Here is an 11,664-nt window from a genome sequence, read left to right on the forward strand (position 1 = left end):
AGCCATCGGCTCGCGCGGCCCCGAACGCCCGAACGCTATGCGTTCGGGCCGGGGTGCAAGCCGAGGGTGGGGCCCTCAAAGCCGCGCCGCGTTCGCCCGCTCCCTGACCTGCGCGAACGTCCAATCCTCGACCAGCCGGCCGTCCTCCCACACCGTCACCATCGCGTCCTCGTAGCCGACCGGCTTGGCCGCGGCTTCCAGCGACGGCGCATCCGCCGGCACCGGCACGGTCTTGAAGTGGCCGTATTCGCGATGGCGCAGCAGGGTCATGCGCCCGCGCTTGCTCGACTTGCCCTTGTCGGTGACCGGATCCTTGTAGACGTCGATCCACTCGCCGTCCACGCGCGCGGCCGAACACTTCAGCGCGAACTTCTGGGTGTCGCGGTCCAGCCGCTGCAACAGCGCGCCGCCCATGCCGAAGGCGAGGTTGTCGGTGGCGTAGCCGTAGCTGGTCGCGCGCTCGAGAATCGCGCGGATGCTGGTCGGGTTGATGCCGTCGCCCTGGATCACCCGCACGTGGTTGAGCACCTTGTAGCCCTTGCCGTTGACGGTGTGGCCGAAGGCTTCGTCGAGCAGGGTCAGGCACTGGTGCACCACGTCGACCGGGTCGCCCGAGTCCGGGCGCACCACCAAGGTCGCGCCGGACGCGATCACCTGCTCGCGCAGGGTCTTGCCCCAATGCTCGCGGATCGCGTGGAAGATGTCGTAGCTGTCCGACACCACCGCGACGATCGCGCCGGGCTTGGCGAACTGGTCGAGCATGTTGCGATACGCGTCGACTTCGCGCTCGCGGCCCCAACTGGTGATCGTGCTGTGCTCGGCGGCCGGGATCGAATAGCCGGCCATCGGCTCGTGGTAATAGCGCTTGGCCAGCAACAGGCCCGAGACCGTATCGGTGCCGAGGAAATTGACCAGATGCGCGGCGCCGCCGAGCGCCGCCGATTCGGTGCTGGACACGCCGCGCGCGCCGAAGTCGTGCAGCTTGAACGGCAGCTGGCCTTCCGGATCGTCGCTGGTGCGTTCCAGGAACTGGCGGATGGTCTGCTTGGCGTGCCAGCTGATCGTGGCCACCGTCACCGGGTACCACAGGCGCAGCAGCAGGGTTTCCAGGTAGGACGGCACCCAATAGGCCTGCGGGTCGGTCGACTCGATCGTCACCAACGCTTGGTGCGTCGGCACCACCGTGCCCTCGGGCACGGCGCGGATCCGGATCGGCATCAGCCCGTTGTGGTGATCGACGATATAGCGCCAGCCGGTTTCGTTGAACGGTTCGCCGTGCGCGGCGAACAGGTCGCGCGCCTCGTCGATGTCGGCGTGGGTGACCGGCTTGGCCAGGTATTCCTTGAGGATCGCCTGCAGGCCGAAGAACACCGTGCGGTCGTACACGCCGCCGCGCGATTCGATGTAGAAGAACGTCGCATCGGTGCCGGGCGGGTATTGCAGCCAGTGGCTGGCCTTGTAGCTGTCGGTGTTGAGCAGCAGGTTGTCGAGGCATTGCATGACGGGAAGCTCCTTCGCGTCGGGTGTGGCCGGCGGTCTGTCCGCCGGCGGGAGGGCCGGGCGGTGCGCGATGCGCTCAGCCGCGGCCCAGGAAATATTCGAGGATGTGCAGGTGGTCTTCGAACAGCTGCGCGCTCATCTCCAGCGCCTCGCTGACCGGGAACCAGCGCGCCTTGTCGGCATCGTCGCCGCCGCGCACCTGCGGCAGTTCGCCGGCCGGGAAGTCGAAGTGGAACGCATGGGTGATGGTGCGGCCGCGCGCGCTGCGTTCGGGATGGTCGAACACGCGTTCGCCCTTGAGCGAGCCCTTGAGCACCGGCAGCGGCAGCTTGAGCCGGGTCTCCTCGCGCAACTCGCGCAGGCAGGCGTCGAACAGGGTTTCGTGCTGGCCGACGAAACCGCCCGGCAGCGCCCACAGGCCCTTGCCCGGCTCGGCGCGGCGACGCACCAGCAGGACGTGGCCGGAATGCACCACCACCGCATCGGTGGTGACGAAGGTCGGCGGGTACGGCGCATCGGCCCAGGCGGCGCGGTAGTGCTCGACGAATTGGTATTCGGCGACCAGCTGGGTGAAGGCCGGCGAACTCTTGCGGAACGCTTCGAGCATGTCGAACACCGGGCCCGGCACGTTGGCGCGGATCAGCATCAGGCCGCCGTGGCTGTCGATCTTGTTGGCTTCGAACAGGTAGCGGCGCAGCTCGGTCGCCGACAGGGTCGCGGTGTGGTTGACGTCGACCAACGGCCACTGCGGGAACTCGCGCAGGTAATAGCTCGACGCGTCCTTGTCCATGCCGATCAGGCCGATGCGCGCATCGGCGCCGCCGCCGTCGGCGCGCACCGCCTCGGCGACGGTGCGCTGCACGTTGGCGATCCACTGGCTCTCGTTGTAGAGGTGGTCGCGCAGCGGGCGCACGATCAGGCGGTCGGCGCTGTCGGCGAACGCGGCCTGGATCATCACCGCGCGCTCGGCGACGGTGAACGGGTTCTTGACGGTGCGGGGGGTGTCGGCGGAACCGACCAGGAAGACGACTTTGGCGGCCTTGCCCAGCGCGTGGCGGGCGACGGCGGCGTGACCGTTGTGGAAAGGCTCGAAACGGCCGATGAAGACGAGGTAATCGTATTGCTGCGGTGCCATGAGAATCCCTCACGGAGTGGAAGTGGCCGGCGGTCTGTCCGCTGGCGTATGGCGAATGCTACGCCGATGCAGGGGGCCGTCAAGTGCCGCGCGTCGCCGCGTTCGCTGGCTGTGGGTCCGCCCCTTGTAGGAGCGGCGCGAGCCGCGACCCCGGAGCCCGGCCGATCCAGGCGCCGGTGCGCTGCGAGATGCCGGAACCCATCCCGCTCATTGCCTGCGCTGCGTGGCGGAAGCGGGGCGGCCTCGGGCGTCGGCGCGATGAGGTTGCGAAGTGTCGCGGCTGCGCCGCTCCTGCGGATCGCTGGGGCCGATAGAATCGCTGCAAGCAACGGAGGGCGACGATGGCGATGCAGGTTCCGCAGTATTGGGCCGAGGCGCGGGTGCAGGAGAGGTTTGCGAAGGGGAATCTTTTTGGGCGGGTTTCGCTTACGGTGCGTCGCTTCGGTTGGTCCGACACCAGCCAATCCGAAGCCCAGACGATGGCCGACGCACGAGCGCGCGACGCGTTCGACCGCATCCTCGCCGGCGAGAAGCTGCCGCGCAGCGAACCGCGCGTGCCCTACGACGCCGAAGGCCTGCCGATCCGCGAGGAGATCGTCGCCCGCTACGGCAACGAGGTGATCACCCGCAACAGCTACGGCGCGCGCTGCCTCAATTCGCCGGACGTGCTGTTCGCCGACGTCGATTTCAAACCGCTGCCGCCGGTGCGCCTGGGCGGCGCGATGGCCGCGCTCTCGCTCGCCGCAGGCGTGGCTTGCGGCGCGCTGATCCATCCGGTCGCCGGCGTCGTCGCCGCGATCGCGACGATGCTGGTCATCGGCATGGTCCGCGCGAAGCGCGCGCAGCGTCGGCATCGCCAGGAAGGCGGCGGACCGGAAGCGCGCGCGCTGGCGCCGGTCAAGGCGTTCCTGGCCGCGAACCCGGACTGGCACCTGCGCGTCTACCGCACGCCCAACGGCTTCCGCCTGCTGGCGATGCACCGCACCTTCGATCCGCTCGATCCGCAGGTGAACGCATTCTTCGAAGCGATCGGCGCGGATTCGTACTACGCGCTGTCGTGCCGGCACCAGCATTGCTTCCGCGCCCGGGTCAGCGGCAAACCGTGGCGCATGGGCCTGCGCGAGCACATGCCGCGCAGGCGCAGCGCCTGGCCGATCGCCGACGAACACCGGCCCGAGCGCGAGCGCTGGGTGGCCGAGTACGAACGCAAGGCCGAAGGCTTCGCGGCCTGCCGCTTCGTCGAAGCGCTGGGCAGCCGCGATTACGTGTCGGCGACGCAGGCGGTGCAGCGCTTGCATGACGATCTGTGCGGGGCGAATCGCGATTTGCCGATAGCCTGAGCGGCGGTCGCGGCGCAGGCAACGCGGCGTCGCGCGCGATCGTCGCCGAAGGCGGCCGCAGCAAGCCTCAGGTGACGCTCGTCTGGTCCTGCGGATTTTCGAGGCGGCGCGCGATGGCTTCGTACAGTTCGGCTTCCATCCGGTCGGCGATCTGCACGAGCGCCTGCTGCAGTGCCGGGGCTTGCTCGACGGACGCCTGCGCTGCGGAGCGCCAGCGGCTGCGTCCGCACCAGCGGCGTAGCGCCTGCTGCAGCGGCGGTCTTCGCCAGGGCTCGCTTTCCTGGGTCAGCAGCGACAGCAGCACCGCGAGTTCGTCGTAACGGGGCAGGCGGCGCGCCGCGCGCAGCAGCGGCCGCGACAAACCCCAGCCGTGCGCGCGCCATGCGGTCTCCAGGCTGTCCGGATCGGGGTTGCGGTGGTTGCGGGTGAACGCCTTGGCGGCGAAGTCGACCGTGCCAGGCTCGGGGCTCGACATCGCCTGCCGAAGCCGGGCCGCCAGCCCGGGCGCGTCTGCGGCGGCCAGGCCGCGCAGAGCGTACTTGCGGACTTTGGAGGAGGGATGGTCCTGCATGCGCTCGAGCGCGTCGAGGTCGCCCGCGGTGGCATAAGGGCTCAGCGCGACCAACGCAATGCGCATGCGCTCGGAGTCGCGTCCATTCAATGCTGGCCGATAGATCGCGGCCGGGTCGATGCCGTACCGGTCGCGCAACAGGCGTGCCGCTGTTCGGCGCGGTCCGAACGCCGGATCGAACAAGGCGTCCTGTAGCCGCGCCTGCGCGTCCGCCGGGCCCAAGCGCTGGATCAGCCGCAGCGCCTCGGACCGCTGTACGCAGTGCGGCAGTTCGTGCATATGGGCGAGCAGCGCGTCGCGCATCGCCGGTTCGGCGCGCGAGTGCAGCTCGCGCAGCGCATGCAGACCGATGGCGGGGACCGGATCTTGCAGGGCGCGCTCCAGCGCCGCCTGCGCCGACTGCGGGTCGAGCGCGCACACCGCTTGCAGTGCCCAAAGGCGCGCGTGGCCGTCGCGATGCGCAAGAGCGGCGCGGCGCAGATCGACGCGCGCCGGAGCGCGCAGGAACGGCTCGATCGCTTCGCTCCACACGCCCTGCTCGAAACGCGGCCGGCGCCGGCGCAGGAGCAGGGCCAGGTCGAGCAGTTCGAGCATCTCGGTCGGGTCTTCGCGCAGGCTCGCGTCGATCAGCCGCCGAGCTTGCGCGCGCACCGGCGCGACTGCGTCGCTGCTGCGCAGCAGCGCTGCGCCGAGCACGAAGCGGCCGCGCCGTCCCTCGGCCGCGCGCAAGGCGCGTTCGCGGATGCGGCCGTCGTGGTGGCAGGCGCAGACGAACAAGGCCATGGTCTCGGCGAGTTGCGGGTCGTCGCCGACGAAGCCGCTGCGCGATTCGGCATAGGCGCCCGGCAGCGAGGCGGCGCGCAGGATCCTGTCGAGCGTGGCGTAGTGCCAGTGATGCAGTCTCCGCAGCGAACCCGGCCCGAAGCGGAGGTCGAGATAGCCGACCTGCGACCATGGCACCTCGCGGTCCGCTGCCGGTTGCGCGGCGGCGCCCAGGATGCCGAGCCAGTGCGCGTCCGGCAGCGGCGCAGCGGCGACGGGCGCCGACATCGGCGTCAGCCCGCCACCACCTCGATCCGCACCCCCTCGCACTCCACCACCTGCCCCGCGCGGATCTTGCAGGTCTTGCGCAGCTCGACCTGCCCGTCGACCCGCACCGCGCCGCTGGCGACGATGGCCTTGCCGGTGCCGCCGCTGTGGGCGAGGCCGGCGAGCTTGAGCAGTTGGTTGAGTTCGACGAAGTCGTGGGCGGGGTCGAGTTCGAACTGGATCGGTTGCATGGCGGTGGTGCCGGACAGCGGTGACGGGCAGGCAGGGTCGCAGCGCTGAGACCTGGACGCAAGACGTTTGCGCGCGCGCCGGCGTACTCTCGGCCGCAGGGCGCCCGCGCGGGCGCCGTCCAGCCCATCCCACAGAGGTCCACGATGAAGCGAGCCCTATACGAGCGGCGCGGCCCGGTGCCGCAGGACGTGATCGACGCGGTCGAGTTCCAGACCCCGCCGCTGGCCGCCGGCCAGGTGCTGATCGAAGTGCTGGCCGCGCCGATCAATCCCTCCGACGTGCTGACCCTGACCGGCGAATACGGCCTGCTGCCGCCGTTGCCGGCGGTCGGCGGCAACGAGGGCGTGGGCCGCATCGCCGAGCTCGGGCCGGAAGTGACGAACCTGAAGCTCGGCCAGACCGTGCTGCTGCCGATCCAGGGCGGCAGTTGGGCGACCCACATGGTCGGCACCGCCAAGCATCTGATCGCGCTGCCCGACGGCGCCGATCCCAAGCAGCTGGCGATGATCACGATCAATCCGCCGACCGCGTTGCTGATGCTCAGCGACATCGTCGCGCTGGAGCCGGGCGACTGGGTGATCCAGAACGCGGCCAATTCGGCCGTGGGCACCTACCTGATCCAGCTGGCCAAGGCGCGCGGGCTGCGCACGATCAACGTGGTGCGGCGCGAGTCGGCGGTCGAGGCGGTGCGCGCGGCCGGCGCCGACGTGGTCCTGGTCGACGGCGAAGACCTCGGCAAGCGCGCGCGCGAGGCGGCGCAGAAAACGCCGATCAAGCTCGGCATCGATGCGGTCGGCGGGCTGGCGACCCAGCACATCGCGCAGTCGCTCGGCGAGGGCGGGGTGGTGGTCAACTACGGCGCGATGAGCGGCGAGGCCTGCCAGATTTCGCCGGCCTCGTTCGTGTTCCGCGACGTGTCGCTGCGCGGGTTCTGGCTGTCGCGCTGGTTCCAGCAAGCGACCCCGGCGCGGCGCGCGGAAGTGTTCGGCGAGATCGCCCAACGCGTAGCCGCGGGCGAGTTGCAGGCGCGGGTGCAGGCGACCTATCCGCTGGAGCGGATCAAGGACGCGGTAGCCGCGGCCGCGGCGGGCGAGCGCGACGGCAAGATCCTGATCCTGCCGAACGGCGAGGTTTGAGGGCAGGCCGCACGAACGGCTTGCGACGAACGCGCGGCCCGGCGCCGCGCGTTCGTGCGAGCATCGGCGGCGTATCCAAACCTTCGAGGCGTCGCGCATGAACACCGAACTGCAAATGCTGGCGTGGTCGGCCGCGCTGGGCATCGCCCATCTGCTGATCGCCGCGGCTTTCATGACCGCGCAGCGCGGCGTGCGCTGGAATGCCGGCGCGCGCGACGGCACGCCCGAGCCGCTGACCGGCGCGGCCGCGCGGCTGGACCGGGCCTGGCGCAATTACCTGGAAACCTTTCCGCTGTTCGCCGCGCTGGCGCTGGCGGTGACCATCGCCGGCCGCGGCAACGACCACACCGCGCTGGCCGCGCAACTGTATTTCTGGGCGCGGCTGGTCTACGTGCCGGTGTATGCCGCCGGCATCCCGTACCTGCGTTCGGCGGTGTGGGCGGTCGCGCTGTGGGGCATCCTGCAACTGCTGTGGGCCTTGCTGTAAGGCCTCAGCCGGCGGCCTGCGCCTGCGCGCACAGCGCGCGCTTGGCCGCCGGGGTGAGCTGCTTGATCGCGTATTCGGCGCGCAACGCCGCGCCGCGGTCGGGGTGTTCGAACCGCGCCAGCAAGCGCGCCGGCGGATGCGCGCGGGTGTAGCGCGCGCCCTTGCCGGCGGCGTGCTGGGCGTAGCGGCGCTCCACGTCGACGGCGATGCCGGTGTAGAGGCTGCCGTCGGTGCATTCGATGAGATAGACGTACCAGGGCATGCGGATAGGGTAAGGCGAGGAGCGGTCGCACAGGAGCCGGGAGCGGGGGAAAGCCGCGTTCGCCCATTTAGCAATTTAGTTAAGTAATCAAGGCTATACTCGTTCCCGCGCCGCCCCGGCGCGCCGCCGTCGCCGCCGCCATGTCGCAGGACAAGATCTTCGAAGCCCTGGCCTCGTCGCCGCGCCGGCAGATCCTGGCGTTCCTGTCCGAGCGCGAGCTCAGCGCCGGCGACATCGCCGCGCGTTTCGAGATGAGCGCGCCGGCGGTGTCGCGGCATCTGTCGGTGCTGGTCAACGCCGGCCTGATCAGCAGCGAACGGCGCGGCCAGTTCGTGGTCTACAAGCTGGTGCCCGACAGCCTGGTCAACACGCTGACCCAGTTCGCGTTCGAAATCTGCCCGGTCGGCGGCCCGCTCAAGCGCGAAAGCCGGCGCGCGGCGCGCAAGGCGACGGCAAGCAAGTAAGCCGGACAGTCCGCGTCGAACGCGCCTTCATTCTTCGCGTTCGAAGCGCTCGATTTCCTCCAGCAGCGCCTGCGCGCGGCGCAGGCTGACGCCGGAAACGCCGTCTTCCACCGCCTTGGCCAGGCGCGGACGCTGCGGCTGGCGCGACCAGTGCAGGAACCCGAGGCTGGCGAGCAGCCCGGCCGCGCCGACCGCGCCGCCGATGGCGAACAGCGCGGGCGCATTGCGGTACAGGTCGGCGCCGAACAGGCTCATCAGGATCGCGGCCAGCACCGGCATCCACAGCAGCCACCACGCCAGCCCCACGCCCAGGCCGCCGCGCACGTAGGCCGTGCGCAGGTCGGCGAGCCGGCGCTGCAGGGTCAGCACCGGCGCGGCGTAGTCGATCGCGGCGACGCGCGCCTGCACCCAGGCGCCGCAGCCGATCAGGGCGATGCCGTAGCACTGCAGGATCAGGCCGAACGCGATCAGGTGCGCGGCCTGCGCATGCGCCGACCAGAACAGCGCGCCCCAGACCGTCAGCAGCACGCCGGCCGCCATCTGCAAGGCCTGTCCCCATACCAGCGGGCGCAGCCCGGAGCGCAGGCGCCGGCCGCGTTCCTCGCGCAGCCGCAACCGTTCCGACCGGTGCTGGCGGTCGAGCTTGCGCCCGAGTTCCTGCCAAACCTGCTTGAGTTCGTCGAGTTCCATCGTCAGTGCGCTCATGGCTGGGTCGCGTGTGGGGGAGGGGATGTCAGTCGGCCAGCGCGGCGCGCAGGCGCTGCTTGAGCCGGCCGATCTTGGTGGCGACGTTGCTTTCGCTGAGGCCGAGCACTTCGGCGATTTCGCGATGGCCGCGGTCTTCCAGGTAAAGCAGCAGCAAGGCGCGGTCCAGCGGCGGCTGCTGCGCGATCAGGCGCTGCAACAGCTGCAGGCGCTGCGCGGTCTCGGCGCTGTCGCCGTCGTCGGCGGGCAGCGCGTGCAGGTCTTCGTCCAGCGCCAGCGCGTCGTGGCGGCGGCTGCGTTCGCGCAGATGCGAGATCGCCACGTTCAATGCGATGCGGTACATCCAGGTCGAGAAACTGCGCTGCGGGTCGTAGCCGGGAAACGCGCGCCACAGCTGCGCGGCGATGTCCTGGGCCAGGTCGGCGCGTTCGTCCTCGCCGCGGGCGTAGCCGGCGGCGACCTTGTAGACGATGCCGCGGTGCGCTTCGAGCAGGGCTTCGAAGCGCCGCTGCCGCGCCGCCGTGCCGTCCCCGCGTTCGCCTTGCGCCGCTGCCATCGTGCCGGTCCGTTGGATGTCCATGCCCGGGTGATTCGCGCCCCGGGGCGAATCATCACACCTGCGGCGACGAACGGACGCATGCGGTACAGGCGCGGACCGGCCCGGGCCGTCGCGCGCCGGCCGGGCGGCGCGGGTTCAGGCCGCCGCGGCGGTTTCGGCGCGGTGGCGGTAGAACTGCAGGATGGTGTCGCTGAAGTCGCCGATCAGCCAGCGCGCCAGCGGCGCGGCGTACCAGTTGAAGCCGGTGCTGACCCGATAGTCCATGCGGATGCGCAGTTCGGTGGCGGCGCCATGCGGGACCAGGGTGTAGCGGGTGCCGGTGAGGTCGAAGTAGCGGCCGCCGATCTCGACGTGGTCGTCGAGCGCGCCGGCCGGGATCGAATCCGGCGCGAACTGGTATTGCCACTGCACGTAACGCCCCGGCTGCCAGTCGGCCGAGCGCTGGCGGAAGTGGATGCCCTTGCCCATGCGCACTTCGCGGGTGAGGCCCGCGGCGTCCTCGTGGGTCAGCCCGGCCAGCGGCGTGGGCACGCCGATGCGGTACATCCAGGCGCGGTCGACCTCGGCGGCGCGGATGTGGTCGGCGTCGAGCAACTGCCGCCACACCGTCTCCGGCGCAGCCTGGACCAGGACGCTGCGTTCGACCCGATCGATCCGCGACGGCTCGTCGTGGCCGACGCCGAACAAGGTCAGCACGACCGGCAGGAACGCCAGGCTGTAGACCGTCGGCGTCTTCGACCAGCCGGCCCAGCGGCACAGCGCGCCCATCAGCATGCCGCCGATCGAGCCGAGCAGGGCGTACAGCGGAAAGATCAGCGCCACGCAGATCGCGCCTTCGAGCACGAACAGCATCGCTCCGGCCATGCACAGGCCGACGCTGAGCCACGGCGCGAAGAAGTGGTAGCGCAGCCCGCGCGCTTGCCGGCGCTCGGCGAGGTAGACCGTGACCGCGCCGATGACGACCGGCGCGATCAGGATGAAGACCACGAGCATCGGCGCCCAGGCGCTGCCGGGCGCGCCGTTGAAGATCAGGCGTAACACCAGGCCGATCAGGGCGCCGCCGAAGACCGGCAAGAGCGCAGCGAAGGGGAGGTCGAAGCGGCGCATTTTCGCTGCCCGCGCGGCGTAGGCGGCCTGGGCGTCGGGCGGCAGCGGCGGCGGTTCGGCGGGCGACGGGGCGGGCGGGTTCGGCTCGGAGTTCGGGTCGTTCATCGGCTCGGGATCGATTGCAGGGAAACGGGAGCGTTCGCAGGCGACAGCGCGGCGTCGAGACAATGCAGCTCCTCGCGCGGCGGCAGGTGTTCGGGCAGGCGCAGCGCGCTGACCAGCCCGGCCCGCTCCAGCGCGCGCAGCAGCCACCAGCCCGGATCCCATTCGCCCGGATACAGCCCGAGCCGCGCCGAACCCGGAAACGCGTGGTGGTTGTTGTGCCAGCACTCGCCCATCGTCAGCAGCGAGGCGAAGCGCACGTTGCGGCCCTGCACCGCGGCGCCGCGCACTTCGTGGTGCATGCCGCCGTGGTTGTGGGCGAAGTAGCCGATCAGCCAGTGGCCGAACACGCCCGCGGCGACCCGCGCGCACACGCCCCAGAACACCCAGCCCCAGCCGCCGATGGCGAAGAACGCGAGCGCCCACGGCAGGTGTTGCCACATCCAGGTGCGTTGCAGGAAGCGGTAGACGCGGTCGTTCGCGATGCGCGGTTCCAGTTCGATCCGCGGCGGCGCGTCCAGGCGCAGTTCGCAGTGCAATTGCCACCACGCGTCCTGCAGCGGGCCGCGGCGGTGGGCGAGGTAGTCGTGACAGTGCGGCAGGCGCTGGGCGTAGTCGCGCAGGTCGTGAGTGCGCACCAGCCCGATCGGCCCGGCCAGGCCGACCTGCACGCCGCAGTACACCAGCAGGTATTCCAGCCATTTCGGGCAGGCGAAGCTGTCGTGGATCAGCTTGCGGTGCATGCCCAGCGAATGGCCGAGCAGCAGCACGGCCGCGGTGGAGACAGCGAACAGCGCGAACGCGGCCCAGCTGAAGGTCAGCGCGCCGCCGACCGCGGCGCCGAGCGCCATCGCGGTGAACCACAGCGAGCGCACCGGTTCCCACTTCACTCGGCCGGCGCTGACGCTGCGGATCGAATCGGCCAGGGCGGGGCGCGCGCGGACGCGATGGTCGCGCAGGCTGGCGGGCAAGGTGTCGTCGGAGCGAGGGTTCATGACCTGGGTCCTTGGCGCGC

At 70.7% G+C, this 11,664-nt stretch carries 13 protein-coding genes; 4 read left to right on the forward strand and 9 right to left on the reverse strand.

Annotation, left to right across the window (positions count from 1 at the left end; genetic code table 11):
- Positions 1-75: 75 nt before the first annotated feature.
- Both JHW38_RS23370 and JHW38_RS23375 read right to left on the reverse strand, forming a co-directional pair.
- Positions 76-1,500, reverse strand: a complete 1,425-nt coding sequence (locus tag JHW38_RS23370) for a nicotinate phosphoribosyltransferase (protein WP_207523671.1) — start codon at positions 1,498-1,500, stop codon at positions 76-78.
- Positions 1,501-1,576: 76 nt separating this feature from the next.
- Positions 1,577-2,635, reverse strand: a complete 1,059-nt coding sequence (locus JHW38_RS23375) for a bifunctional nicotinamide-nucleotide adenylyltransferase/Nudix hydroxylase (protein ID WP_207523672.1) — start codon at positions 2,633-2,635, stop codon at positions 1,577-1,579.
- 479 nt (positions 2,636-3,114) lie between these two features.
- Between JHW38_RS23375 and JHW38_RS23380 the strand changes: the two genes are divergently transcribed.
- Complete coding sequence (locus JHW38_RS23380; RefSeq protein ID WP_242691064.1) at positions 3,115-3,975, forward strand: hypothetical protein; 861 nt, start codon at positions 3,115-3,117, stop codon at positions 3,973-3,975.
- 67 nt (positions 3,976-4,042) lie between these two features.
- Here JHW38_RS23380 and JHW38_RS23385 read toward each other — a convergent pair whose 3' ends face one another.
- Both JHW38_RS23385 and JHW38_RS23390 read right to left on the reverse strand, forming a co-directional pair.
- On the reverse strand, positions 4,043-5,323 hold the full coding sequence (locus tag JHW38_RS23385; RefSeq protein WP_207523673.1) for a hypothetical protein: 1,281 nt from the start codon (positions 5,321-5,323) through the stop codon (positions 4,043-4,045).
- A 278-nt stretch (positions 5,324-5,601) separates the two neighbouring features.
- A complete protein-coding gene (locus tag JHW38_RS23390) occupies positions 5,602-5,826 on the reverse strand; it encodes an RNA-binding S4 domain-containing protein (RefSeq protein ID WP_207523674.1) in 225 nt (74 codons plus the stop codon).
- 144 nt (positions 5,827-5,970) lie between these two features.
- Between JHW38_RS23390 and JHW38_RS23395 the strand changes: the two genes are divergently transcribed.
- Together JHW38_RS23395 and JHW38_RS23400 are read left to right on the forward strand one after the other, a co-directional pair.
- Entirely contained in the window at positions 5,971-6,963 is a 993-nt protein-coding gene (locus JHW38_RS23395) for a zinc-dependent alcohol dehydrogenase family protein (RefSeq protein ID WP_207523675.1), read from the forward strand.
- Between the two features lie 97 nt (positions 6,964-7,060).
- Positions 7,061-7,450: an MAPEG family protein gene (locus JHW38_RS23400; protein ID WP_207523676.1), complete on the forward strand. Its 390-nt coding sequence runs from the start codon at positions 7,061-7,063 to the stop codon at positions 7,448-7,450.
- A 4-nt stretch (positions 7,451-7,454) separates the two neighbouring features.
- Here JHW38_RS23400 and JHW38_RS23405 read toward each other — a convergent pair whose 3' ends face one another.
- Positions 7,455-7,712, reverse strand: coding sequence for a GIY-YIG nuclease family protein (locus tag JHW38_RS23405; protein ID WP_074863767.1), 258 nt, complete (start codon positions 7,710-7,712; stop codon positions 7,455-7,457).
- A gap of 140 nt (positions 7,713-7,852) precedes the next feature.
- Between JHW38_RS23405 and JHW38_RS23410 the strand changes: the two genes are divergently transcribed.
- Positions 7,853-8,176, forward strand: a complete 324-nt coding sequence (locus JHW38_RS23410; protein ID WP_207523677.1) for a metalloregulator ArsR/SmtB family transcription factor — start codon at positions 7,853-7,855, stop codon at positions 8,174-8,176.
- A gap of 27 nt (positions 8,177-8,203) precedes the next feature.
- On the opposite strand, the gene JHW38_RS23415 is transcribed toward JHW38_RS23410, so the two are convergent.
- From JHW38_RS23415 to JHW38_RS23430, 4 genes are all read right to left on the reverse strand, one after another.
- On the reverse strand, positions 8,204-8,881 hold the full coding sequence (locus tag JHW38_RS23415) for a serine/threonine protein kinase (RefSeq protein WP_207523678.1): 678 nt from the start codon (positions 8,879-8,881) through the stop codon (positions 8,204-8,206).
- Positions 8,882-8,909: 28 nt separating this feature from the next.
- Positions 8,910-9,374: an RNA polymerase sigma factor gene (locus JHW38_RS23420; protein ID WP_428995337.1), complete on the reverse strand. Its 465-nt coding sequence runs from the start codon at positions 9,372-9,374 to the stop codon at positions 8,910-8,912.
- Between the two features lie 201 nt (positions 9,375-9,575).
- Positions 9,576-10,652: an SRPBCC family protein gene (locus JHW38_RS23425; protein ID WP_207523679.1), complete on the reverse strand. Its 1,077-nt coding sequence runs from the start codon at positions 10,650-10,652 to the stop codon at positions 9,576-9,578.
- On the reverse strand, positions 10,649-11,644 hold the full coding sequence (locus tag JHW38_RS23430) for an acyl-CoA desaturase (protein ID WP_207523680.1): 996 nt from the start codon (positions 11,642-11,644) through the stop codon (positions 10,649-10,651). The genes JHW38_RS23425 and JHW38_RS23430 overlap by 4 nt, the downstream gene beginning before the upstream one ends.
- Between the last annotated feature and the right edge of the window lie 20 nt (positions 11,645-11,664).

The sequence above is a fragment of the Lysobacter enzymogenes genome (assembly GCF_017355525.1).
In the GTDB taxonomy this organism is placed as follows: Bacteria; Pseudomonadota; Gammaproteobacteria; order Xanthomonadales; family Xanthomonadaceae; genus Lysobacter; species Lysobacter enzymogenes_C.